Annotated in this window: 23 protein-coding genes and 1 riboswitch; of the genes, 12 read left to right on the top strand and 11 right to left on the bottom strand. The window is 61.6% G+C overall.

Going from position 1 to position 24,731, the window contains the following annotated elements; all coding sequences use genetic code 11:
- Positions 1-11 precede the first annotated feature (11 nt).
- Positions 12-1,118 (bottom strand): PhnD/SsuA/transferrin family substrate-binding protein, encoded by a 1,107-nt coding sequence (locus tag SKTS_RS00715; RefSeq protein WP_173058894.1) that lies wholly within the window; start codon positions 1,116-1,118, stop codon positions 12-14.
- Positions 1,119-1,319: 201 nt separating this feature from the next.
- Here SKTS_RS00715 and aroE point away from each other — a divergent pair, with 201 nt between their 5' ends.
- Positions 1,320-2,144: a shikimate dehydrogenase gene (gene aroE, locus SKTS_RS00720; RefSeq protein ID WP_173058897.1), complete on the top strand. Its 825-nt coding sequence runs from the start codon at positions 1,320-1,322 to the stop codon at positions 2,142-2,144.
- Positions 2,145-2,369: 225 nt separating this feature from the next.
- Positions 2,370-3,068 (top strand): monofunctional biosynthetic peptidoglycan transglycosylase, encoded by a 699-nt coding sequence (gene mtgA, locus SKTS_RS00725; RefSeq protein WP_173058900.1) that lies wholly within the window; start codon positions 2,370-2,372, stop codon positions 3,066-3,068.
- Here the strand turns inward: mtgA and trpC are convergent.
- The 6 genes from trpC to metH form a co-directional block, all read right to left on the bottom strand.
- Complete coding sequence (gene trpC, locus SKTS_RS00730) at positions 3,065-3,853, bottom strand: indole-3-glycerol phosphate synthase TrpC (protein ID WP_173058903.1); 789 nt, start codon at positions 3,851-3,853, stop codon at positions 3,065-3,067. The two genes, mtgA and trpC, sit on opposite strands and share 4 nt — an antisense overlap.
- Positions 3,854-3,856: 3 nt before the next feature.
- Positions 3,857-4,888, bottom strand: a complete 1,032-nt coding sequence (trpD, locus tag SKTS_RS00735) for an anthranilate phosphoribosyltransferase (protein ID WP_173058906.1) — start codon at positions 4,886-4,888, stop codon at positions 3,857-3,859.
- On the bottom strand, positions 4,885-5,457 hold the full coding sequence (locus SKTS_RS00740) for an aminodeoxychorismate/anthranilate synthase component II (protein WP_173058908.1): 573 nt from the start codon (positions 5,455-5,457) through the stop codon (positions 4,885-4,887). The genes trpD and SKTS_RS00740 overlap by 4 nt, the downstream gene beginning before the upstream one ends.
- A gap of 33 nt (positions 5,458-5,490) precedes the next feature.
- The gene (locus SKTS_RS00745) at positions 5,491-5,880 is read right to left on the bottom strand and encodes a type II toxin-antitoxin system VapC family toxin (RefSeq protein WP_173058910.1); all 390 of its coding nucleotides are present in this window, start codon (positions 5,878-5,880) and stop codon (positions 5,491-5,493) included.
- Entirely contained in the window at positions 5,867-6,124 is a 258-nt protein-coding gene (locus SKTS_RS00750; protein WP_173058912.1) for an AbrB/MazE/SpoVT family DNA-binding domain-containing protein, read from the bottom strand. Before SKTS_RS00750 ends, SKTS_RS00745 begins: the two co-directional genes overlap by 14 nt.
- A 91-nt stretch (positions 6,125-6,215) precedes the next feature.
- Positions 6,216-9,947 carry a methionine synthase gene (metH, locus tag SKTS_RS00755; RefSeq protein ID WP_173058914.1) on the bottom strand — a complete coding sequence of 1,244 codons (3,732 nt, stop codon included), beginning with the start codon at positions 9,945-9,947 and terminating at the stop codon, positions 6,216-6,218.
- 82 nt (positions 9,948-10,029) lie between these two features.
- Here metH and SKTS_RS00760 point away from each other — a divergent pair, with 82 nt between their 5' ends.
- The gene (locus tag SKTS_RS00760) at positions 10,030-10,416 is read left to right on the top strand and encodes a rhodanese-like domain-containing protein (protein WP_173058916.1); all 387 of its coding nucleotides are present in this window, start codon (positions 10,030-10,032) and stop codon (positions 10,414-10,416) included.
- Positions 10,417-10,445: 29 nt separating this feature from the next.
- Here SKTS_RS00760 and SKTS_RS00765 read toward each other — a convergent pair whose 3' ends face one another.
- Positions 10,446-13,223 (bottom strand): bifunctional diguanylate cyclase/phosphodiesterase, encoded by a 2,778-nt coding sequence (locus SKTS_RS00765; protein ID WP_173058918.1) that lies wholly within the window; start codon positions 13,221-13,223, stop codon positions 10,446-10,448.
- Between the two features lie 104 nt (positions 13,224-13,327).
- On the bottom strand, positions 13,328-14,362 hold the full coding sequence (locus SKTS_RS00770; RefSeq protein WP_173058920.1) for a VIT1/CCC1 transporter family protein: 1,035 nt from the start codon (positions 14,360-14,362) through the stop codon (positions 13,328-13,330).
- Between the two features lie 112 nt (positions 14,363-14,474).
- Between SKTS_RS00770 and SKTS_RS00775 the strand changes: the two genes are divergently transcribed.
- Genes SKTS_RS00775 through SKTS_RS00790 form a run of 4 tightly spaced genes read left to right on the top strand, consistent with a single transcriptional unit; the run spans position 14,475 to position 17,729 of the window.
- Positions 14,475-15,437: a GGDEF domain-containing protein gene (locus tag SKTS_RS00775; RefSeq protein ID WP_173058921.1), complete on the top strand. Its 963-nt coding sequence runs from the start codon at positions 14,475-14,477 to the stop codon at positions 15,435-15,437.
- The gene (locus tag SKTS_RS00780) at positions 15,422-16,477 is read left to right on the top strand and encodes an ATP-binding protein (protein WP_173058923.1); all 1,056 of its coding nucleotides are present in this window, start codon (positions 15,422-15,424) and stop codon (positions 16,475-16,477) included. The genes SKTS_RS00775 and SKTS_RS00780 overlap by 16 nt, the downstream gene beginning before the upstream one ends.
- Before the next feature lie 38 nt (positions 16,478-16,515).
- Entirely contained in the window at positions 16,516-17,385 is an 870-nt protein-coding gene (locus SKTS_RS00785) for an STAS domain-containing protein (protein WP_173058925.1), read from the top strand.
- Positions 17,386-17,393: 8 nt separating this feature from the next.
- Positions 17,394-17,729: a hypothetical protein gene (locus SKTS_RS00790; RefSeq protein ID WP_173058927.1), complete on the top strand. Its 336-nt coding sequence runs from the start codon at positions 17,394-17,396 to the stop codon at positions 17,727-17,729.
- Positions 17,730-17,795: 66 nt separating this feature from the next.
- Here SKTS_RS00790 and SKTS_RS00795 read toward each other — a convergent pair whose 3' ends face one another.
- Complete coding sequence (locus tag SKTS_RS00795) at positions 17,796-19,286, bottom strand: YifB family Mg chelatase-like AAA ATPase (protein ID WP_173058929.1); 1,491 nt, start codon at positions 19,284-19,286, stop codon at positions 17,796-17,798.
- Between the two features lie 6 nt (positions 19,287-19,292).
- Entirely contained in the window at positions 19,293-19,550 is a 258-nt protein-coding gene (locus SKTS_RS00800; protein WP_173058931.1) for an accessory factor UbiK family protein, read from the bottom strand.
- A gap of 263 nt (positions 19,551-19,813) precedes the next feature.
- Between SKTS_RS00800 and SKTS_RS00805 the strand changes: the two genes are divergently transcribed.
- The 5 genes from SKTS_RS00805 (at position 19,814) to SKTS_RS00825 (ending at position 24,726) form a co-directional block, all read left to right on the top strand.
- Positions 19,814-20,638: a TorF family putative porin gene (locus SKTS_RS00805; protein ID WP_173058933.1), complete on the top strand. Its 825-nt coding sequence runs from the start codon at positions 19,814-19,816 to the stop codon at positions 20,636-20,638.
- A gap of 54 nt (positions 20,639-20,692) precedes the next feature.
- Positions 20,693-21,031, top strand: a complete 339-nt coding sequence (gene glnK, locus SKTS_RS00810) for a P-II family nitrogen regulator (RefSeq protein ID WP_173058935.1) — start codon at positions 20,693-20,695, stop codon at positions 21,029-21,031.
- An 11-nt stretch (positions 21,032-21,042) separates the two neighbouring features.
- Entirely contained in the window at positions 21,043-22,467 is a 1,425-nt protein-coding gene (locus tag SKTS_RS00815; protein ID WP_173058937.1) for an ammonium transporter, read from the top strand.
- A gap of 286 nt (positions 22,468-22,753) precedes the next feature.
- Positions 22,754-22,859, top strand: a riboswitch (guanidine-I (ykkC/yxkD leader).
- Between the two features lie 55 nt (positions 22,860-22,914).
- Entirely contained in the window at positions 22,915-23,904 is a 990-nt protein-coding gene (locus tag SKTS_RS00820; protein WP_173058939.1) for an ABC transporter substrate-binding protein, read from the top strand.
- A 9-nt stretch (positions 23,905-23,913) separates the two neighbouring features.
- Positions 23,914-24,726, top strand: coding sequence for an ABC transporter permease (locus SKTS_RS00825; RefSeq protein WP_173058941.1), 813 nt, complete (start codon positions 23,914-23,916; stop codon positions 24,724-24,726).
- Positions 24,727-24,731 lie beyond the last annotated feature (5 nt).

Genomic DNA, 24,731 nt, shown 5'->3' on the forward strand with positions numbered 1-24,731 from the left:
CCTGCCCGATACTATTTCGTTTTGCCCGCTTCAATCGGGTAGCCGGCGGCTTTCCATTCCGGGTAGCCGCCACGGAACCAGTAGATGTTCCGGTAGCCGTTGCGGACCGCCAGCACCGAAGCTTTGTAGCTTTTCCAGCATGGCGTGCCGTCGCAATAAAGCAGCATGGCGGTGTTCTTGTCCTGGGGCAGCTTGGTCAGATCGAATTTGTCTTCCGCGGCATCGAACCCGACTTCCTTGGCGCTGACTTCATGATAGGGAACCAGCAGCGATCCCTTGATATGGCCCTCCACATACTCCGCCTCGGCGCGCGCATCGATCACGAGCACGCCTTTCGCGATCATGTCGCTGGCCTGCTTGGCCTCGATCACGTGGGTGCCGGCCAGCTCCGTGGGCGTGGTGTTGAGCATGGAGGAAATCGCAGCGAATTCCTCGCGCTTGGTGGGTGAAAAAGCCATTTTCTTTCTGGCATTGGTTTCAGCTTCAGCATATTTCAGCAGCGCGCCCTCGATCTTTTTCTCCTGCTCCGGGCTGATGCGCTTGGTGTTGACGGCGAAGGCCATTTTGGGGGCCTCGGCGGTATGCTGGATGATCTTGCCCGGATGAGATTTCAGCCACTTTTCGGCCATGGCGGAATCTACGGCGATGATGTCCATGCTGTTGATTTCGAGCGCAAAAAGCTCTGCTTCCTGGCTACGGAAATAGCGCGCTTCCTTGAAATGCTTCTTGGTCTCCACCGATTTGGAGTTCAGTTCCCCGCGCGCCAGACCCGCCTGGATAGACTCGAAAGGCGGCAGGCCCAGTTTAGTTCCGCTCGCATCTTTTATGCTCGCCCATTTCGCATTCGGCCCCGCGACGAACACCGCACCCACCTCGCCGCCTTCCTTACACAACGGGTTGTAGCCGGCTTTCAGCACGCTGGCGATGGTATGGGCCGGCGCGATTATCATGTCGTACTCGCCGCGACTGGCGCGTTTGGCCGCAACGAAAGGACTCGCCACCGGGATGAAGTTGACCGGGGTATTCAGCTGCGCGCCCAAATATTTGGCCAGCGCCTGATATTTGTTCAAAACATCGGCATCCGCGAAACGTTCACTGTCGGAAGGGGCCGCGGCCATTTTCAGGCTTTCCGCAGACCGTGCCGGACCTGCGCCCATCATCACTGCCAGAACCAAAAATAACGATATTGCACGTAACATTGTAGAACCCCTTTTCAGTCAGCTTGACCACGCGCATAGCTTACCTTGAGAAAGCCTTAATGCGAAATTCTAGCCTGGGGTAGAATTCGCACCCAGAAAACCGAACATGCAGAGAAAATCATGACCGATCGCTACGCTGTGGTAGGCAACCCCGTTGCCCACAGCAAGTCTCCCCTGATTCATGCCGAATTTGCCAGCCAGACCGGCCAGGACCTCACCTATACGACATTGCTTGCACCGCTCGACGGTTTTGCGCGGAGCGTGCGCGAATTTCAGGAAGCCGGCGGCAAGGGGCTCAACGTCACCGTGCCGTTCAAGCAGGAAGCGTGGAAGCTGGCGACCAGCCTGACGCAGCGCGCGGAACTGGCGCAGGCGGTGAATACGCTGAAATTCGACGGCGCAACCATCCTCGGCGACAACACCGACGGCGCCGGGTTGGTGCGCGACATTACCGCCAACCTCGGTTTTTCCGTTCGCGGCAAAAAGATCCTGCTGATGGGCGCAGGCGGCGCCGCGCGAGGGGTGATCCTGCCGCTGCTGGAACAGTACCCGGCGCTGTTCGCCATCGCCAACCGCACGCCAGACAAGGCGCACGAACTGGCGCAACTGTTCCTGCCCCACGGCGACATTTCAAGCGGCGAATATGCCAGCCTCGCCGGCTGCCATTTCGACTTGGTCATCAATGCCACTTCCAGCAGCCTGTCGGGCGAGCTGCCGCCCCTGCCGGCCGGCGTGTTTTCCCCCGGCAGCCTGGCTTACGACATGATGTACGGCAAGGGACTGACGCCGTTCCTGCAATTCGCGCAGGCCAACGGCGCCGCGCAGCTGGCGGACGGCCTGGGCATGCTGGTCGAACAGGCGGCGGAATCGTTCTTCCTGTGGCGCGGCGTGCGGCCGGAGACCCAGCCCGTGATGGTGCTGCTTAAACCTAAAAACGGCAGTTGACCGCTCCATTGAGTACTAATGCCATGAATTCAATTAATTTCTTCTCAACTCAGTGGATTCACCCGTTTGGTGAGGCCGCTACGTGATGGATTGCACCATTTTTGCGGTGCATGGCTACGTTGCAACTCCTTGGAATGGAACGACCATTCCGCGTCGTTGCGCCTTGCCCTGCACCGCAAAAATCGCACACTCCACCTCGTCCAACTGCCGTTTCTAGGTTAAATCATGATGAAAGCACTGTGGCGCTGGTTCTGGCGCGGACTGTTGATTCTGCTGGGCGTCGTGGTGCTGTACCAGGCCTGGATCTTTGCCCACATCTGGTGGTGGGTGGACCACAATCCCTCCACCAGTTCCTTCATGGACACCCGCCTGGCGGAAATGCAGGAAAAGAATCCGGACGCCGAGTTGCGCCATAAATGGGTCCCCTACAACCGCATTTCCATGAATCTGAAGCGCGCATTGATCGCTTCCGAGGACGCCAAGTTCGTCGACCACGAAGGCTTCGACTGGGAAGGCATCCAGAAGGCCTACGAGAAAAACCTGAAAAAGGGCCGTATCGTCGCCGGCGGCTCCACCATCAGCCAGCAGCTGGCGAAAAACCTGTTCCTCTCGTCCCGCAAGGCGTTCTGGCGCAAGGGCGAAGAAGCCGTGATCACGCTGATGCTGGAACAGATGATGCCGAAGCAGCGGATTTTCGAGATATACCTGAACGTGATCGAATGGGGCAACGGCGTATTCGGCGCGGAAGCCGCCTCGCGCTACTACTACAAAACCAGCGCCGCCAACCTGGGTGCGGAGCAGGCCGCCAAGCTCGCGGCCATGGTGCCCAATCCGCGCTACTACGACAGCCACCGCAACGCCAGGGGTTTGATGCGTAAAACCAGCATCATTCTGGCGCGCATGCCGGCGGCGGAAGTGCCTTAAGCAAACAGCCGCGCCAGTTCCACGCCGGGCTCCTCGGCGCGCATGAAGGCCTCGCCGACCAGGAAGGCGTTGACGTTGTTCTGGCGCATGCGTTGCACATCTTCCGGCTTGAGGATGCCGCTTTCGGTAATCACGACGCGTTCCCCGGGGACCTGCGGCAACAGTTCCAGCGTGGTTTCCAGTCGGGTTTCAAAAGTGCGCAGGTTGCGGTTGTTGATGCCGATCAGCGGGGTTTTGAGCTGTAGCGCCAGTTCCAGTTCGGCCGCGTCGTGCGACTCGACCAGCACCGCCATGCCGAGCTCGTGGGCGACCGCTTCCAGTTCCTGCATGCGGGGCAGATCCAGCGCGGCCACGATGAGCAGGATGCAGTCGGCACCCATGGTGCGGGCGCGACAGACCTGGTAGGGGTCGATCATGAAATCCTTGCGCAGCACCGGTAGATTGCAGGCGGCGCGCGCTTCGATCAGGTCGCTCTTGCTGCCCTTGAAAAACTGGGTGTCGGTGAGCACGGAAAGGCATGCCGCGCCGTGCTGCTCGTAGCTGCGGGCGATCGCGGCAGGGTCGAAATTTTCCCGGATGATGCCGCGGGAAGGGCTGGCCTTCTTGATCTCGGCGATCACGGCAGATTTTCCGCCGGCAATCTTGCTGCGTATGGCGGCGACGAAATCGCGCGTCTGGGGCATCGCATCCGCTTCGGCGCGGATAGCGGCATAAGGTTTCTTTTCCACCGCGCGCGCCACTTCGAATTCCTTGACCGCGATGATTTTGTTGAGAATGTCGGACATCGCTCAGGCTCCCTTGAAGCGGTTGGAAACTTCTACCAGCTGACGCAATTTTTCCCGTGCCGCGCCGCTTTCTATGGAGGTACGCGCCTTGGCTATCCCTTCGGCCAGTGTCGCCGTGCAGCCCGCCACGTAGATCGCCGCGCCGGCGTTGAGCAGCACGATGTCGCGCGCCGGGCCGGGCAGGTTGTCGAGCACGCCGAGCAGCATGTCCCTGGCCTGGGTCGCATCCCACACTTTCAGGGTTTCCAGGCTGCACGGTTCGAAGCCGAACTCGCGTGGCTGCAGGGCATATTCGTTGACTTCGCCGTCTTTCAGTTCGCCGATCAGGGTTTCGCCGGACAGGGTGATTTCGTCCAGACCGTCGCTGCCGTGCACCACCATCACGTGGCGGCTGCCGAGGCGCTGCAGCACGCGGGCCTGGATGCCGACCAGGTCGGGATGAAATACGCCCATGACCTGGTTGCTGGCCCCGGCCGGGTTGGTGAGCGGGCCCAGCACGTTGAAAATCGTCCGCACGCCCAGCTCGCGCCGTATCGGCGCAGCGTACTTCATGGCGCCGTGGAAATTGGGCGCGAACATGAAGCCGATGCCGATTTCGTCGATGCTCTGGCCGACCTGTTCCGGCGTGAGATTGAGGTTGACGCCCAGGGCCTCCAGCACGTCGGCCGAGCCGCAGGTGGAGGAAACAGAACGCCCGCCGTGCTTGGCCACCCGTGCCCCGGCGGCAGCAGCGACGAAGGCGGCGGTGGTGGAGATGTTGAAGGTGTGCGCCGCATCGCCGCCGGTACCGCAGGTGTCGACCAGATGCCCGGTATTCGTGACCGGCACCTTGGTGGCGAATTCGCGCATCACCTGCGCGGCGGCGGAAATCTCACCCACCGTTTCCTTCTTCACCCGCAGGCCCATCAGGATGGCGGCGATCTGCGCCTGTGTCACTTCCCCGCTCATGATCTGGCGCATCAGGGACAACATCTCGTCGTGGAAAATCTCGCGCTGGTCGATCAGTCGGGTGAGCGCGTCCTTAGGTGTTATCACGCGCGCTTCTCCTTGAGGAAGTTGGCCAGCATCTGGTGGCCGTGTTCGGTCAGGATTGATTCCGGATGGAACTGGACGCCTTCCACCTGCAGGGTCTTGTGGCGCACCCCCATGATCTCGCCGTCGTCGGTCCAGGCGGTGATTTCCAGGCAGTCAGGCATGCTTTCGCGCTCGATCACCAGCGAGTGGTAGCGCGTGGCAGTGAAGGGGTTGGGCAGGCCCTTGAACACGCCCACGCCTTTGTGATGGATCTGCGAAGTCTTGCCGTGCATGAGCTGCTTGGCGTGGATGATCTTGCCGCCGAACGCCTGTCCGATGCTCTGGTGGCCGAGGCACACGCCCAGCAGCGGCACCTTGCCGGCGAATTCCTGGATCAGCGGGACCGAAATCCCCGCCTCGGCGGGCGTGCAGGGGCCGGGCGAGATCACGATATGGTCGGGCCTGAGCGCCGCCACCTGTTCCACGGTGATTTCGTCGTTGCGGTACACCTGCACGTCTTCGCCCAGTTCGCCGAAGTACTGCACCAGGTTGTAGGTAAAAGAATCGTAGTTGTCGAGCATCAGCAGCATATTGCTTGTGTCCTGTTGTTTCTTGAATGTTTACTAGGCCTGCACGATTTCGATTTCGGTCAGCGCTTGTGCGCGCTGGGCGAATTTTATGTCGAATGTGGCAAAGCGGCCTGCCCTCAGGCTGCTGGCCAGATGCAAGGCGTCGGCAAAATCGAGGCCGCTTTCAAACCAGCCGAGCGCCAGGGCGAGTTCCGCCGGATTTTCCAGCGTGACGTTCGACAGGCCGGCGATCGCGCGCAGCGCGTGGGCAATGGCACTGGAGTCCAGCTTGTAGGCGTAGCGCAACACCCACTCGGTTTCGAGCAACACCGTCTTGGGAACAAAAATCTGCTCCGCCTCGAACAGCGCGGCTGCACGTCTTACCTGCTCGGGCTCATCGTTGGCGACGATGCGCACCAGCAGGTTGGTATCAATTGCCAGCATGATTTCCGGCACCTTCCGCGATCGCGGCCTCCATGTCTTCGAGCGACCGGGCGGGGCCGGCATAACCGGTGCAGCCGATGACATCCCGCAGGCGGGTCGGGCTAAAGGATTTTACCGGTCGCAGCATGACACCGTCCGGCGTGTCTTCGATCACGAACTCCATTCCTGCCGACCAGTGATGCGACTCGCGCACCGATTTTGGCAGGATGATCTGTCCCTTGGATGAGAGCTTGGTGGTTTCCATGTGCCAACCTAAAGGTAAGATTTGGTAAGACTCAACGATACACGCAGCCAGGATCGAGTGCAACGGCCACCTTAGGGCGTGTTAACACGCCTTAGTTCGAATACCCCAGATTCGGCGCCAGCCACTTCTCCGCCGTTTGCAGGTCCCAACCCTTGCGCCGCGCATAGTCTTCCACCTGGTCGCGGTCGATCTTGGAGACGGCGAAATAAGTCGATTCGGGGTGCGCGAAATAGAACCCGCTCACCGCAGCGGTGGGCAGCATGGCGAAGCTCTCGGTCAGGGTGATGCCGGCGTTTTCGGGCGCCTGCAGCAGCTCGAACAGCGGGCCTTTCTCGCTGTGTTCCGGGCAGGCGGGATAGCCCGGCGCGGGGCGGATGCCGCGGTATTTTTCCTCGATCAGGTCTTCGTTGCTCAGGGCTTCGTCCCTGGCGTAGCCCCAGAACTCGCGCCGCACGCGCTGGTGCAGCAGTTCGGCGAAGGCCTCGGCGAGGCGGTCGGCAAGCGCCTTGAGCATGATGGCGCTGTAGTCGTCGTGGTGTTTTTCGTACTCGGCCACGCGCGCGTCGATGCCGATGCCGGCGGTGACGGCGAAGGCGCCGATGTAGTCCTTCAAGCCGGAATCCTTGGGCGCGATGAAATCCGCGAGGCACAGATTGGGCTTGCCGGCGGGCTTCTCGGTCTGCTGGCGCAGGGCGTGGTAGGTCATCACGATCTTGTTGCGCGACTCGTCGCTGTAGATCTCGATGTCGTCACCCACCGCGTTGGCGGGGAGCAGGCCGATCACCGCGCTGGCACCCAGCCATTTCTCGTCGATGATCTTTTTCAGCATGGCCTGCGCATCGGCGAACAGCTTTTTCGCTTCGACGCCCACCACTTCGTCATCCAGGATGCGCGGGTAGCGGCCGTGCAGTTCCCAGGCCTGGAAGAACGGCGTCCAGTCGATGCGCGCGGCGATTTCGGCGAGCGGATAATCCTTGAACGATTTCAGGCCGAGCATGGCCGGGACCGGGGGCACATAGGCTGCCCATTCGGTCTTGAGCCCATTGGCGCGCGCCGCTGCCAGCGACACCCGCTTACCGGCGCTCTGGCGTTCCTGGTGGCGTTCGCGTACGGCGACGTATTCGGCCTTGAGATTGGCGATATAGGCATCGCGCAGGTCGGGGCTGAGCAGGCTGGTGCATACGCCCACGCCGCGCGAGGCGTCCTTGACGTAGACCACCGGGCCGGAATAATTCGGCTCGATCTTCACTGCAGTGTGCGCCAGCGAAGTGGTCGCGCCGCCGATCAGCAGGGGAATCGTCATCCCCATGCGCTGCATTTCCTTGGCGACGTGGGCCATTTCTTCCAGCGACGGGGTGATCAGGCCGGACAGGCCGATGATGTCGGCCTTCTCGTCGATGGCGGCCTGCAGGATTTTCGCCGCCGGGACCATCACGCCCAGGTCCACCACGTCATAGTTGTTGCACTGCAGCACCACGCCGACGATGTTTTTGCCGATGTCGTGCACGTCGCCCTTGACCGTGGCCATGATGATCTTGCCCTTGGCCTGGGCGGCCTCGCCGCTCAGGCGCTTTTCTTCCTCGATGTAGGGGATCAGGTGCGCCACCGCCTGCTTCATGACGCGGGCGGATTTGACCACCTGCGGCAGGAACATCTTGCCGGCGCCGAACAGGTCGCCCACCACGTTCATGCCGTCCATCAGCGGGCCCTCGATCACGTGGATCGGGCGGGCGGCTTCCAGGCGCGCGGCTTCGGTGTCCTCGACGATATAGGTGGTGATGCCTTTCACCAGTGCATGGGTGAGACGCTCGCCGACCGGCGCCTCGCGCCAGGCTAGGTCTTCGATCTGCTCCTTGCTCTGGCCCTTGAAGGATTCGGCGAATTCCACCAGGCGTTCGGTGGCGTCGGGGCGGCGGTTGAGCAGCACATCCTCGACTCGCTCCAGCAGGTCCTTGGGGATTTCCGCGTAGACGCCGAGCTGCCCGGCGTTGACGATGCCCATGTCCATGCCGGCCTGGATGGCGTGGTAGAGGAAGGCGGTGTGGATCGCCTCGCGCACCGGCTCGTTGCCGCGGAAGGAGAAGGACACGTTGGACACGCCGCCGCTCACCTTGGCGTAGGGCAAATTCTCTTTGATCCAGCGCGTGGCCTCGATGAAGTCCACCGCGTAGTTGTTGTGCTCCTCGATGCCGGTCGCCACCGCGAAGATGTTGGGGTCGAAGATGATGTCTTCGGGCGGGAAGCCGACCTGTTCGGTCAGCAGCTTGTAGGAGCGGGCGCAGATTTCCTGCTTGCGCGCCTGGGTATCGGCCTGGCCCTGCTCGTCGAAAGCCATCACCACCACGGCCGCGCCGTAGCGGCGCGCGAGTTTGGCGCGCTCGATGAACTCGGCTTCGCCTTCCTTCATCGAGATCGAGTTGATCACCGATTTGCCCTGTACGCACTTCAGCCCGGCCTCGATGATGCTCCACTTGGAGGAGTCGATCATCACCGGCACGCGCGCGATATCCGGCTCCGAAGCGACCAGGTTGAGGAAGCGCACCATCGCGGCCTGGCCGTCGAGCATGGCTTCGTCCATGTTGATGTCGATGATCTGGGCGCCGGTTTCCACCTGCTGCTTGGCGATTTCCAGCGCTGCGTCGTAGTGGCCTTCGAGGACCAGGCGCTTGAACTTGGCCGAGCCGGTGACGTTGGCGCGCTCGCCGACGTTGACGAACAGCGAGTCCTTGCCGATGTTGAGCGGTTCCAGGCCGGACAGGCGGCAGGTTTTTTCAACCTGCGGGATCCTGCGCGGCGCCAAGCCTTCCATGGCTTCGGCCACCGCCTTGATGTGCGCCGGCGAAGTGCCGCAGCAGCCACCCACGATGTTGAGCAGGCCGTCCTCGCCCCAGCTGCGGATGGCGGCCGCCAGCTGCTCCGGCGTTTCGTCATAGCCGGATTCGGACAAGGGATTGGGCAGGCCGGCGTTGGGGTGGGCGCTCACATAGGTGTCGGCCTTGTTGGCCAGCTCTTCCACGTACTGGCGCAGCTTGTCCGCGCCGAGTGCGCAGTTGAAGCCGATGGAGATCGGATCGGCGTGGCGCATGGAATTGAGGAAGGCTTCCGCGGTCTGACCGGTCAGGGTGCGTCCGGATTCGTCGGTGATGGTGCCGGAAATCATGATCGGCACTTCGACCTGGTGATCGTCGAAATATTTCTTGATGGCAAACAGCGCGGCCTTGGCGTTGAGCGTGTCGAAAATCGTTTCCACCAGCAGAATGTCCGCGCCGCCGTCGAGCAGGCCCTGGACGGACTCGGTGTAAGCGGTCACCAGCTGGTCGAAGGTGACGTTGCGGAAGCCCGGGTCGTTCACGTCCGGCGAGATGGTGGCGGTGCGGCTGGTCGGCCCGACCACGCCGGCGACGAAGCGCGGCTTGGCGGGGTTCTTTGCCTCGAATTCGTCCGCCACCTCGCGCGCCAGTTTCGCTGCCGCAACGTTGATCTCGTATACCAGGTGCTCCATGTGGTAGTCCGCCATGGCGACCGAGGTGGCGTTGAAGGTGTTGGTTTCGAGGATGTCGGCGCCGGCTTCGAGGTAGGCGGCGTGGATTTCGCGGATGATATGCGGCTGGGTCAGCACCAGCAGGTCGTTGTTGCCCTTGAGGTCGCCGTCGTGGTCGGCGAACTGGTGGTGGCAGGCGCAGCCGCCGTGCGCGTGCACGCCGCGGTATTCGTCTTCGCCCAGTTTGTAGCGCTGGATCATGGTGCCCATGGCGCCGTCGAGGATCAGGATGCGCTGTTGCAGTTGCTGGTGAAGCAGGGCGGTGCGTTCGGAACGTGTCATGGCGGAAAGAATCTGGTTCGTGAAAAATGGTCTAATGATAACATTTCAGCCACACCCCAGTTGAGCCGGCAGGAGAACTCACATGGAACACCTCACCCCCAAGCAGGCTTACGAATACCTGCACACCACGCGCGAGGCTGTATTCATCGACGTGCGCAGCGAAATGGAATTTCTTTTCGTCGGCCACCCCGACGGTTCGATCCTGATTCCCTGGGTGGATGCGCCGGACTGGGAAATCAATCCGCACTTCGTTTCCCACGTCAAGACCGCTGCCAGTATCAACCGGCCGGTGGTGCTGATCTGCCGTTCCGGCCGGCGTTCTGTGGACGCGGGACTGTTGCTGGAACAGGCCGGATTGAAAGAGGTATACAACGTGCTGCACGGCTTCGAGGGCGATCTCGACGATACCTACCACCGCAACAAGGTCAACGGCTGGCGCTTCGACGGCCTGCCGTGGACGCAGACGTGAGTTAGCTGTCAGCCGTCAGCTTTCAGCGGTCAGCTGATAGCTGTCTGCTCGTGCACTAGCGCAGCGAATGCTTCTGCCGGCACCGGGCGGCTGAAATAATAGCCCTGGAACTCGTCGCAGCCGTGGGCGCGCAGGTAGTCGAGCTGCTCCACGGTTTCCACCCCCTCGGCAATGACCTGCATCTTGAGGCTGTGCCCCAGGCTGATCACGGCGTCGGCGATGGCGGCATCGTCCGGGTCGTCGCAGATGTCGCGCACGAAGGACTGGTCGATCTTGATCTTGGAAATCGGCAGGCGCTTGAGGTAGCTGAGCGAAGAATAGCCGGTGCCGAAGTCGTCGATCGAGATCTGGATGCCGATGACGTGTAGCTGGTTCAAGGTGACCAGAGTGGTCTGCAAGTCGTGGATCATGATGCTTTCGGTGACTTCCAGTTCCAGCAGTTCCGGCTCCAGCCCGGAATCCTCCAGCGCCAGGCACACCACGTCGGTCAGGTTGCTTTGACGGAACTGGTGCGCCGAAAGGTTGACCGCCATGCGCATGCGCGGCAAGCCGGCGGCCAGCCAGGCGTTGTTCTGGGCGCACGCGGTGCGCAGCACCCATTCGCCCACCGGGATGATCAGGCCCGTTTCCTCGAGCAGGGGGATGAACTCTACCGGCGAGATCAGGCCACGTTCCGGGTGCTGCCAGCGCAGCAGCGCCTCCATGCCGATGATTTTCCCGCTGCGCAGATCGACCTGGGGCTGGTAATGGAGCAGGAACTCGTTGCGTTCGAGCGCATAGCGCAGGCCGGTTTCCAGGGACAGGCGCTGTGAAACCCCGCTGTTCATTTCGGCGCTATAAAAGTGGTAGCAGTTTCCGCCCTGGGCCTTGGCATGGCTCATGGCCGTGTCGGCATTTCTGAGCAGGTCGTCCTTGTTGGTGGCATCGATGGGGTAGAACGCGATACCGATGCCGGGTGTGATGAATACCTCGTGCCCTTCAAGGTTGAAGGGTCTGGCCAGAGTGTCGAGAATCTTTTTGGCCACCAACACGGCATTTTCCTGGCTGCCCACGTCGGTCAGGACCACGGCGAATTCGTCTCCGCTGAAACGGGCAATGGTATCGCTGCCGCGGATGTTGCCCGCCAGGCGCTTGGCCACGGCTTGCAGCAGTTTGTCGCCGAAGGCGTGACCAAAGGTGTCGTTGATGGCTTTGAAGCGGTCCAGGTCCAGGTGCAGTACCGCTACCAGCGCGTTATTGGCGCTCGCCGTTGCCAGCGCCTGAAACAGGCGATCTTCCAGCAAATGGCGGTTGGGTAGCTCGGTAAGCGCGTCGTAATAGGAGAGGTGGTGGAGGTGTGCTTCGGCCTGTTTCTTTTCGCTCAGATCGGCAAACACGCCCAGATAATGGTTGGTTGTTCCCTGTTCGTTGCGAATGGTGACGATGGATAGCCATTGTGGGTAAATTTCGCCGTTTTTGCGCTGGTTCCAGATCTCTCCCTGCCAGTAGCCGTACTCGACCAGCGACGCCCACATGCCCTGGTAAAAAGCGGCGTCGTGCCGGTCCGAGCGCAGCAGCCTCGGATTGCTGCCAAGCGCGTCTTCCTCGCTGTACCCGGTGATGACGGTGAAAGCCCGGTTCACGCGCAGGATGTTGGCCTGAGCGTCGGTGATGATGATGCCCTCGATGCTGTTCTCGAACACCTCGTCGGCGAGGCGCAGGTCTTGCTGCGCCTGCCGCAATTTGTCGCGCTCTTCCTCCAGTTCGAGAATGTGCTGCGCCTGCAGCGCCTCGCGTTCCTGCCCCCGCGCAACGATCAATTCGTGCGAGGCATCCAGGCGTCGCTGCACCTGCCGGATGATGAGATAGAACATGGCGAACAGTGCGCCGCCGAGGATCAGGTAAAAGAGGTCGAGGGAGTGCAGTACGGCATTCGTGTCGGCGCGGCTTTGCGTCTTGTCGCGCAGCACAACCAGCTTGCCCACCTTGCGTCCGCCGACATCCTCGACAGGGATGGTTCCGGCGTAATAGTGCTTGGCGCCGATTTTGAGGTCGATATCCTGGCTTGACTTCTCCTCCCGGGACAGCGCGCGGTTGATGCTTTCAGCCGGCAAGTCCAGCGTCTGATGGACGATCACCGCGTCGGGAAGCCGCTCCCAATCGGCGCGGCGCCCCATGTGCCGCATGGTGTCTTCCCAGGCTTTGCGCTGCAGGAATTGCTTGTCGATCACCAGCAGGTGATCGGTGCCGATGATGGCCTGGACGCCATGCAATACCTCTTCGATCTCCTCGCCCAGTTCCACATAGCCGATCAGCCCCTGGCTGTCGCGCATGGGCGCCACTACGCGCAGGGTAAAGGTGCCCATTGGTCCCAACTCCACGCCGGAAGCGGTTTTTCCGCTGCTTTCGGCGGCCAGGGTGGTGAAGCGATCGATGGTGTCGCCGTGACGGTCGGGCTGGTGCACGCGCAGCACGTTGACTCGGGCGGCGTCCTGGAAATAGAAGTGGGTGATGCCGTACCGGTCATGGAACTGTTTGAACAGCGGGGCGGCCCGCTTGAGCAGCGCGTCCCGGTCCCCGGCGCGCAGCGCGGCCTGAAACGGCTCGTCGCGCAAGATCACTTCCAGCGCTGCGCCCAGTTTTTCGCTGCGCCGCAGCAGCGCGCGCTGGTAATAGGTTTGCGCGGACTGCATATCAAGGACGAAATTCTCGTCGGAGACTGTTTTCTCATGCCGGTTCAAGCCGTAATGGAAAATCCCCAGCAGTGCCGCCAGCACCAGCGCGAGAGGGAGAAGGATCGCGGTTTTCAGGCCCGCCCGATGATTCATTGGCAGGCCTTTTCCCAGAATTTAGTCAACATGCGTCCGAATTTTTTATGGTTGTAGCGGAGACTGGGGAATTTATCAGAAAAGGCGTGCCTTGGGAGCCCTGGTCACGCCAGCGTCACGCCCAGCGCGCGCCCGATGAGATAGGTCGCGCCGCCCGCTGCGCCGCCGATCGCCAGCATGCGCAGGCCGCCGAGCCAGGCGTGGCGGCCGGTAAACAGGCTGAGGGCGGCGCCAACGCCGAACAGCGCGATCGATGTCAGCGCAATCGCGGCGAACAGCGCCGACATTCCCGTGCCGAGAAAGAACGGCAGCAGCGGCACGATGGCGCCGCAGCCGAAGGATACGAAGGAAAACAGTGCAGCGCCCCAGGGCGAGCCGAGTTCTTCGGGGTTCAGCCCCAGTTCTTCGCGCGCCAGGGTGTCCAGCGCCCGGTCGGGGTCGGCAATGATGTCCTTCGCCAGCTTGCGCGCTTCCTCCCGTTCCACCCCCTTGGCCTGGAAGATCAGCGCCAGTTCGGCGGCTTCCTCCTGCGGGTATTGCTCCAGTTCATCCCGCTCCAGGCCGATCTGGTATTCGTACATTTCGCGCTGCGAACGCACCGAGAGATATTCGCCTGCTGCCATGGAAAAAGCGCCCGCCAGCAGGCCGGCCACGCCGGAAAGCAGGATAACGCCGCTCGCACCCGAGGGCCCGGCTGCACCCGCCACGCCCATAATCAGGCTGGCATTGGAAACCAGGCCGTCATTGACGCCGAACACCGCCGCGCGCAGGTTGCCGCCGCCGACATTCCTGTGGCGCCGGCCCACTTCGTCGAGCGAAGTCGGGATGTGATGATCGGCCGGGTTGTAGAGCGACATGCCGCGCACTTTCATAGCCGCCAGAACGTTGCGCAAGGGGCGCGGACCGATGCGGCGCACTAGGGCCGCAACCAGCCGTACCCGCAGTTCCGGCACGTAACGCGCGGGCAGCTCGGCATCGGACTGTTGCGCCATGTTCGCCCAGATCCGCGCCTGCTGTTCGGCCGCATCGGCCAGTTCGAGAAACAGGATCTGCCGCGCCGTGCCCGATTCGACGTCGGAGATGATGCGGTAGAGATAGGCGGAGCGCTTTTCTTCGCGCCAGCTTTCCAGCATATTCATTGTCGAAGCCTTGGCTTTATCCCATGAGAATTGCGGTGCATAATGAGGGCCGATTCGGCCGCCCTAGGGAATTGTGGAGCTTCTCAGATCCAATCTGGCTATTGAGCCAGACTTGCAGAATTTTATCCAGTTCGTCCTGACTGCAGTCGGCAGCCTGGGAGGCAATGCCTTTTCCGCCTCCCTGGCGACCCTGGAGATGACGCATGCGCTCCGGGAGGCAGGGGCGGCGACAGGTTATCCCTTGCCTGTGAGCCTGCAACTGGACCAGCGCACCCTGCTTGTGACGTGGGGGGATGATGGCCAGCAGCAGCGCATCGCTTCATTCCCAGAGGTTCCCGGAGTCGCTGCAGTGGAACAGTTGCGCCACCATCTGCAGCAATCCACGGCGGCCGCAGATCCTGCCCTGCTGCTGCGGCGCAACGCCGAAATGGAACGCTTCCTCAACGAAACACGGGAGCGCACCGAAAAGGAAATCGAAGCCATGCAACTGGCGCTGGGAAAACGCCAGGACGAACTTTCCGCCTCCATCCATCAGGCGGAAACCGACGCGCTGACAGGGCTGCTCAACCGGCGTGCCTACGATGCGAAACTGTCCCAGGCTTTCAACCGTACCCGGCGCCAGAAAACCGAAGCCCTGTCGCTGCTGCTGTTCGATCTCGATTTTTTCAAGCAGGTCAACGACGAGTTCGGCCACCAGTTCGGCGACGCTTACCTTAACAAGATGGCCCATGCCATGCGTGCGGCAGTCCGCGACGAGGTGGATCTGGTGTTTCGCTTTGGCGGTGACGAATTCGCCATTGTGCTGTTTTCCGACAAGAACAATGCGTGCAGGACGGCGATGGACGTGCTGGACGTGATGGAGGGCAAGGTCAGCGTCGGCATCGCCACGCTGACGCCTTCCCAAGCCGCAGAAGTCAGCCTGGCGGATTTCATCAAGCTGGCAGACGATGCGCTTTACGAGGCGAAACGCGCCGGGCGCGGGCGGGTTGTGGTCAATAGCTGCGGTCTACCCGGCAGCGTGGGCTGCACTTCATACTGTCCCAAACTGGAAAGTGCACCATGTCGCGCATCATAGACAGCGTCAGGGATTGCAAGCTGTTGCACAGCAACCCGGTGCAAAGCGAAAGCGCCGCCATCCTGCTGCGCTCCAAGGTCGCCGCCATTGCCCAGCGCCTCGGCTTTTCCGAACTGAAGCGCGAAAACATGGCGCTGGTGGTGTCTGAAATGGTGTCCAACCAGGTCAAGCATGCCGGCGGCAAGGGCATGCTGCAGATCTGGCAGCAGCCGGGGCCGGTGCTGGACATCCTGTCCCTGGATTACGGGCCGGGGATCGCCAATCTTTCGCTCGCCGAGGCGGACGGCTATTCCTCCGTCAATACACTGGGCAAGGGGCTGGGCAGCATTCGCCGCCTGAGCGATCAGGTCCACGTTTACACCCAGCAGGAAAGCCACGGCCGGGAAAAAAGATGGAACGGCACCGCCATTCTCGCCCGGTTCTGTCCGAGCGGAAAACAGGATTGCCCGGTCGTGGGGAGACATCCGGTGCTGAATATCGGTCTCTATTCGCGCTCCCTGTCCGACGAGCGCTACAACGGCGATCGCATCTACGTGCGGCAGGATCACGAAACGCTGCGCTGGATGCATCTCGACGGCCTGGGGCACGGCGAGCAGGCCGAAAAGGCCACCGCCGATCTCGCCGGCCTGCTGCAACATTACGATGCACCCGCCGAGACGCTGGCCGCGGTCGACCGCCAACTGCACAATTCGCGCGGTGCGGTCGCGATTATCGGCGAGCTAGGACTGGGCAACCGGGCACTGCATATCCTTGGGGTGGGCGACATGCACGCCCACATCCTGGAACACGACGGGATGCACAATTATTCCTTTGCCCCCGGCGTGCTGGGCAAGGAACACAAGTCGCCCGAGGTGACGAGCCTGAAGTTCGACCAGCGTTGTGTGGTGATCACCGCCAGCGACGGCATCCGCCGTAACTGGGATGTGTCCAATTTCCCAGGCCTGTTCAATCTTCATCCTCAGTTGATTGCTTATGTGCTGGGGAATATCATGGGCAGGATTTCGGACGACCAGTCCGTTTGCGTAGCGAGTATTGGCTGAGAAGTCGCTGCGGCAGTCAGTTTATTGAGGAGAAGACGGTGGTAAAACAAACAAAAAACACCAGCAAAATTTTGACCGAATTGCTCAAGCTGCAGATCGGCAATATAACCGAACGCATCGAGAGGGAAGGGCAGACCGTATTCGGCGGCAGCAACCTGCTCGAGTCCGATGAAATCGCCGATTTGTGCATCCAGTTTCTCCAGTTGCTGGTGGCGTTGCTGGAGTCCCGGGATCCTGACGACGACGCTTCACCTCAGTTCCATGCCCTGGAAATGTTCTTCAACAACCTGTCGAAGCAGATCCTGGTGCGCGGCGGAAGAATCGAAGACCTGGTGCGCTACATCCAGTTCATGCAGCACACCCTCATCGATGCGCTGGGCGAGGACGAGAAAATCAAGGTGGACGACGCACGCACCATCCTGCTCTACCTTTCCAGCCTGTTCAACGAGCTTATCCTGGCCGTGTTCCAGGCTTACCTGAGCGAGAAGGAACGTACAATCTGGGCTCAGGAAGCCGAATTGCGCGAAACTTCCACTCCCATTACGGAGATCTGGGACGGCGTGCTGACCCTGCCGATCATCGGTACGCTCGACTCCAGCCGCACCATGATCGTGATGGATGCCCTGCTCAACCGCATCGCCAGCGACCACGCCAGCGCGGTGGTGATGGACCTGACCGGGGTCAAGAACATCGATTCCCAGGTATCGCACCATCTCATCCAGATGGTGCGGGCGATCCAGCTCATGGGTGCGGACGCCATCCTCACCGGCATCCGCCCCGATATCGCGCGCGCCCTCACCAGCCTCAATATCGACCTGGACAACGTCACTACCCGCGCCACCTTGTCCGACGGCCTCAAGGAAGCGTTCCGCCGCATGGGCATACAGGTCAGCCATAAAGCAGCCTGATGTCTGGCATGGCGATCCCCGGCCTCCATCTGACCCAGATCGGGCGCGACAACTTCCTGCTTGAACCGTCGCGCTCGCTCGATATCAGCATTGGCGACGAGCTGGTGGTGGCGATTCTGCAACGCTTGCAGCAGGCCAAGGCCGGGACGCTCTACTACGATCTGGCCGAGCTGCCGCTGATCGAGCCGCGCTACTATCGCTGGCTCAACATGCTGGCGCGCGCCTGTCGCGCGGTTAACGTGGCGATGGTGTGCATCCGCATGCAGCCCACAGCTGCCTTCGCTTTATCTCGCTACATGGAAGGCGTGCCGGATTTTGCCATGGGGCAGGAAGTGACCCAGTAAATCGACGGGCTAAGGAACCCCTGATCAAGTCAAGTCGCGACCGCGTTTGACTTGATCAGGGGTTTCCTAACGGTCGAAGCGGCGGTATTGCACCGCCTCTGCGATGTGGCTGCTGAGTATTTCTTCCGCCCCTGCCAGGTCCGCAATGGTCCGGGCCATCTTGAGAATGCGGTGATACGCGCGGGCGGAGAGGTTGAGGCGGCTGATGGCCTGTTTCAGCAGCGCCATTCCGGCCACGTCCGGCTGGCACAGCGCGTCGATTTCCTTGGTGGTGAGCCTGGCGTTCGTCTTGCCCTGGCGCGCCAGCTGTCGCCGATAGGCCGCTTCCACTCTTGCCCGGATAGCTGCGCTGGGTTCGCCCTCGGCCTTTTGTGTCAACTCATGCTCCGGCAGTGCGGGCACTTCAATCTGCAAATCGATGCGATCCAGCAGCGGGCCGGAAATCTTGCTCTTGTAGCGGCTTACCTGATCCGGCGTGCAGCGGCATTTGCCGTTGGGATGGCCGAGATAACCGCAGGGGCACGGGTTCATCGCCGCCACCAGCTGGAACTGGGCCGGGAAATCAGCCTGGCGCGCCGCGCGGGAGATGGTGATGCGCCCCGATTCGAGCGGTTCGCGCAGGGTCTCCAGCGCCTTGCGGTCGAATTCGGGCAACTCGTCCAGGAACAGCACGGAATGGTGCGCCAGGCTGATTTCGCCGGGGCGGGGATTGCCGCCGCCGCCCACCAGCGCGACGCTGGAAGCGGAGTGGTGAGGTGCGCGCAAAATGCGGCGGCGCCAGTTTTCCAGGCGAAAACCGCCGTTCAGGGATTGAATCGCCGCCGCTTCCAGCGCTTCGCCTTCGCTCATCTCCGGCAGGATGCCGGGCAGGCGGCTGGCGAGCATGGATTTCCCGGTGCCGGGCGGCCCCGACATCAAAATACTGTGGCCGCCCGCAGCGGCGACCTCCAGCGCGCGCTTGGCGTGCGACTGGCCCTTTACCTCGCTGAAATCAGGATAAATCGCCGTGCCGGCTGTGACTTCGGGGACATGGCGCGAGAGCCGTTCCTGGCCGGCAAGGTGGGCGCACACTTCGAGCAGCGAACGGGCGGGAAAGACCTGCGCATCCTCGACCAGGGCTGCTTCATCGGCATTGTCGCGCGGCAGGATGAAAGCGCGGCCATCCTTGCTGGCCTTGAAGGTCATCGCCAGGGCGCCGCGAATCGGGCGCAGTTCGCCGGTCAGCGCCAGTTCGCCGGCAAACTCGTAGTCTTCGAGGTGTTGCGCCTTCAGTTGGCCGGATGCGGCGAGGATGCCCAGGGCGATGGGAAGGTCGAAACGCCCGCTTTCCTTGGGCAAGTCGGCCGGTGCCAGATTGACGGTAATTCTGCGTGCCGGAAATTCAAAGCGCGCATTCTGCAGCGCGGCACGCACGCGATCGCGGGCTTCTTTCACTTCGGCTTCGGCCAGTCCGACCAGGGTGAATGACGGCAGGCCGTTGGCGAGATGCACTTCCACCGTCACCAGCGGAGCATCCATGCCGTTCAAGGCGCGGCTGTAGAGGACCGCGAGGGACATGGGGAATTATGCCGTTTTGGCGGGTTCTGTCTGCTGTTTCTGTTCCAGTGCCGCGACCTGTGCTTCAAGCTTGTCGAGCTTCTCGCGCGTGCGCACCAGCACGGCTTGCTGCACCTCGAACTCTTCCCGCGTGACCAGGTCGAGCTTGGCAAACAGGCCTTGAAGCGAAGCGCGCAGATTCTTTTCCACATCGCCTGCCGGCGAAGCGGCCAGCACCTGGCTGATCTTGGCGTTGATTTCGTCTAATACTTTATGGTTGAGCATGACTGTCCTCCTGATGAGCCAAAGTCTACCAGAAATGAAGCGCTTTTTAGCGGCGTGCATGGCGTTACGCGGTCGCGCACAGCAATGGTGCGCCATGATGGTGCAGCGCTTCAGCTTTGTGCCCAGACAAGGCGGGGTATTTGAGTGTCGTGCGCAATGTGTTGAAATATAAGAAATAATATTCTGGCACGGTACGTGCTTATGTCTGGGCGTAGTTTTGGGTTGCAAATAATTTTATTTAGATAGAGATCAAGGAGATCAAGATGCGTAAATTAACTCAAGCCCTGTTGCTCGCAGGTGTAGTCGGGATGCCGGCTCTGATGGCGTCCACCTCTTCCATGGCAGACGAAGCCCCTGCTGCCAGCGCGATTACCGGCAACATGGCTTTCGTGAGCGACTACGTGTTCCGCGGCCTGACCCAATCCTGGGCCCGGCCTGCCGTACAAGCCGGCCTGGATTACGTCCACCCGAGCGGTTTCTACCTGGGCACCTGGGCTTCCAGCATCAGCGACAAGGAATACAACAACGCCAGCATGGAATGGGATTTCTATGCCGGTTACAACGGCAAGATCAACGACGACATGGGTTGGGGCGTCGGCGCGATCCAGATCTGGTACCCGGGCGGCAAGCTGGCCGGCTTCTCGCCTGACCAGAAATACAACACCCAGGAACTGAACGCCAGCTTCAACTACAAGTTCGTCAGCGTGAAATACTCCTACGCCCTGACCGACCTGTTCGGCTTGAACCAGAACAACTATTTCAGCGCCCTGGACCCGGCGACCGCGCCTACTGGCAGCACCAAGGGTTCTACCTACCTCGAAGCCAACGCCAGCTATGAAATCATGGACAAGCTGACTTTGGGCGCCCACATCGGCCACCAGAAAGTCAAGAACGCATCCGACTACAGCTACACCGACTACAAGATCAGCCTGAACAAGGAACTGCCGAAAGAGATGTTCGGCCTGAATGTCGGACTGGCTTATACGGATACCAACGCCAAGAAGGGTGCGTGGACAGGCGCTTATGCCGGCGAAACCAAGTACCTCGGCGACAAGACCTGGATCCTGTCGGTTAGCAAAACCTTCTAAATCCATCGACCTCATGCGGGCCGCAAGCCGGCCCGCCATTCGGAAGGAGTCATCATGAAACTAGTAACTGCAATCATCAAGCCGTTCAAGCTGGATGAGGTGCGGGAAGCTCTGTCCAACGTGGGCGTGCAGGGCATCACCGTGACCGAAGTCAAGGGTTTTGGGCGGCAAAAGGGTCACACCGAGCTGTATCGCGGTGCGGAATACGTGGTGGACTTTCTGCCCAAGGTCAAGGTGGAAGCCGCGATCAAGGCCGAAATGCTGGATCAGGTGATCGAGGCGATCGAGAAATCCGCCACGACCGGCAAGATCGGCGACGGCAAGATCTTCGTTTCCGATCTGGAACAGGTAGTCCGTATCCGTACCGGCGAAACCGGTCCGGAAGCCCTCTAAAGGAGCATGTGATGAAAAGACTGTTAAGTTTGATCGCCCTGCTGGGCGTCCTGGGGCTGAGCGGCCCGGTAATGGCGGAAGACGCTGCTGCACCCGCCGCCGCACCGGCTGCGATGGCTCCGGCTCCCGAGGCTGCCGCACCGGCTGCGGCGCCTGAAGCAGCGGCTCCTGCCGCGGCACCCGAGGCTGCGCCTGCTGCTGCGCCGGTACCCGAGGCCAAGCTCGATAGCGGCAACACGGCCTGGATGCTGACTTCCACCGCTTTGGTGCTGTTCATGACCATTCCTGGCCTGGCACTGTTCTACGGCGGCATGGTGCGCAAGAAAAACGTACTCGCCACCATGATGCAGAGCTTTGCCATCACCGCGCTGGTTACCATCATCTGGATGGTGGCAGGTTACAGCCTGGCGTTCTCGCCCGGCGGACCGTTCATCGGCGGGCTGGATAAACTGTTCCTGCACGGCGTGGACTTGAATGCGCTGACCGGCGTGGCGGGTGCGAACATCCCGGAAACCGTGTTCGTGATCTTCCAGATGACTTTCGCCATCATCACCCCGGCCCTGATCACCGGTGCTTTTGCTGACCGCATGAAGTTCTCCGCGATGCTGTGGTTCATGGGCATCTGGTCGCTGGTGGTTTATGCGCCGATCACCCACTGGGTGTGGGAAGCCGGCGGCTGGCTGTTCACCAAGGGCATCCTGGACTACGCCGGCGGCACCGTGGTACACATCAACGCCGGTATCGCCGGCCTGGTGGTCGCGATCATGCTGGGCAAGCGTGTCGGCTACGGCAAGGAAGCGATGGCACCGCACAACCTGGTGCTGACCATCATGGGTGCTGCCATGCTGTGGGTGGGCTGGTTCGGTTTCAACGCCGGTTCCGCCCTGGCTGCTGACGGTCGTGCCGGTATGGCCATGGCTGTGACCCAGGTTGCTACCGCTGCCGCTGCACTGGCCTGGATGTTTGCCGAATGGATGAGCAAGGGCAAGCCTTCGGTACTGGGTATCGCGTCCGGCGCGGTTGCCGGCCTGGTGGCCATCACCCCGGCTTCCGGCTTCGTCGGCCCGATGGGCGCGCTGGCCATCGGCCTCGCCGCCGGCGTGGTGTGTTTCTGGGGCGCGACTTCGCTCAAGCGCATGCTGGGCTATGACGACTCCCTCGACGCTTTCGGTGTGCACGGCATCGGCGGTATCGTCGGCGCTCTCCTCACCGGCGTGTTCGCGGTGAAAGACATCGGCGGCACGGCCGGCATGCTGGAAGGCAACGGCGGCCAGGTGGTGATCCAGCTGATCGGTGTGGGTGCTACGGTAGCCTATACCGCCGTCGCTTCCTTCATCATCCTCAAGGTGATCGACATGGTGATCGGCCTGCGTGTCTCCGAAGAGGAAGAGCGCGAAGGTCTCGACGTCAGCCTCCACGGCGAGCACGTGGACTAAGGCAGACATCCTGCGGGCTTGCGGGCCCGCAGGAAGCAGCAAGGTTCGTAAATTTCTCCATCCTCTCCCTTCAAGAGTGGAATTCGGGGCGGCGCAAGCCGCCCCTTTTTTTCGTCAAAACGCCGCCGCACAGCTTTGGTGCGCCTTGGTGGTGCATGCACCAATTCGCATTCGCTTCCCGCTCGGTTGCTCATGTTGTTTGATCGTATCGTAATGATTCATAAGAGTTTAATAAACTGGCACGGTAAATGCTTTATTGCTGGCAGAGAGGTGCAGCATCGACTGTATCTTATGGCGCTAGGGTTCCGGTCCCCTTCGGGGATGTCTGGTCCGAGAGCTGCCAGGCCCGCGCAGTGTGTCGGGCTCCACGGAGGGATAAAAGCCCGGGAGGTCGCGTCCAGTACGTGTGCGCCTCTTGAGCCTATCAACCACCGCAGGAGTGCTGACATGTTTATCAAGCGTTTTCTTTCCCGTGCCATCCCGGCTGTTTCCCTTTCCTTCGCGTTGCTGACCGCAGCCCCGGCGGCCCACGCCACGGTCAAGGTCGGCCTTTCCGACTGGCCGGGCTGGGTGGCCTGGTACGTCGCCGAACAGAAGGGCTTTTTCAAGAAATACGGCGCCGACGTGAAGCTGGTGTGGTTCGCCAACTACACCGACTCCATCTCCGCCCTGTCCGCCGGCCAGATCGACGCCAACTCGCAGACCTGGAGCGACACCATGGCGCCGCTGGCCAAGGGCATCGCGCTGAAGACCATCATGGTCAACGACAACTCGGCCGGCAACGACGCCCTGATGGTCAGCCCCAAGATCAAGAGCATGGCCGACCTCAAGGGCAAGTCCGTGGCGCTGGAAGAGTTCAGCGTGTCGCATTTCCTGCTCACCATGGCATTGTCCAAGAACGGCATGAGCCTCAAGGACGTGAAAGTGGTCAACCTCTCCGCCGGTGACGCCGCCGCCGCCTTCCTGGCCGGACGCGTGGACGCCGCCGTGGTGTGGAACCCGTGGGTCAACAAGATCCAGACCAGCGGCAAAGGCAAGCCCCTGTTCACCTCCAAGGAAGTGCCCGGCATGATCCCCGACCTGCTGGTAGCCCAGGAGAAGTCGGTCAAGGCCAATCGCAAGGACTATCTCGGCATGATCAAGGCGTGGTACGACACCGAGAAATTCATCCGCGAAAACCCGGATGAGGCGACCAGGATCATGGCCAAGGTGGTGAGCATGCCGCCCGCCGAATACAAGATATTCCTGCCGGGCACCAAGTTCTTCGACCAGAAGGGCAACCTGCAGGCCTTCGGCCCCGCCAGCGACGCCACCTCCCTCATGGGCGTTGCACCCACCATCGCCAAGTTCCTGCTCGACAACAAGCTGATGGAAGGCAAGGTGGATTTCGCCAAGGGCCTCGACAGCTCGCTGGTGCAGGAAGTGGCCAAGCGCTAGGAGCACGCCATGTCAGCCCAACGATCCTCCTCCCGATCCCGCCTGTGGGTGATCCGTGGCCAGTTGCCGCGGCGCCAGTACCTGACGTTCGCGGCCCTTGGCCTCATCACGCCGCTGGTCGGCTGGTGGCTGCTCGCCTCCAGCGGCCTGATGGACAAGGTGTTCATGCCCAGCCCGATGGACGTGCTGCACCGCGTCTATACCTGGGCCGTGGAGGCCGACCTGATGGGCGACGCCTGGATCAGCACCTGGCGGGTGACGGCGGGCTTCGTGCTTTCGGCGCTGATCGCCTTGCCGCTCGGGCTGTACATCGGCACCTACCGGCCGGTGCAGGCGTTCTTCGAGCCGCTCACCGACTTCGTCCGCTACATGCCGGCAGTGGCCTTCATCCCACTGGTGATGCTGTGGGTGGGCATCGACGAGGGCTCGAAGATCGCCATCATCTGGATCGGCACGTTCTTCCAGATGGTGCTGATGGTGGCCGAGGACGTGCGCCGCGTGCCGATGGCGCAGATCGAGGCGGCCCAGACCATGGGCGCGACGCGCAGCGAGATCGTCACCCACGTCATCCTGCCCTCCGCCAAGCCGGCGTTGCTCGATACGCTGCGCGTCACCATGGGCTGGGCCTGGACCTACCTGGTGGTGGCCGAGCTGGTGGCCGCCAATTCCGGCCTGGGTTACGCCATTCTCAAGGCGCAGCGCTTCCTGCAGACCGACAAGATTTTCGCCGGGATCATCCTGATCGGCCTCATCGGCATGGTCATAGATCAGCTGTTCCGCCTGGCTCACCGCAAGGCGTTCCCCTGGCTGCACCACAAGTGAGCACA

Origin of the sequence: Sulfurimicrobium lacus, from assembly GCF_011764585.1 — a bacterium.
Lineage (GTDB): Bacteria > Pseudomonadota > Gammaproteobacteria > Burkholderiales > Sulfuricellaceae > Sulfurimicrobium > Sulfurimicrobium lacus.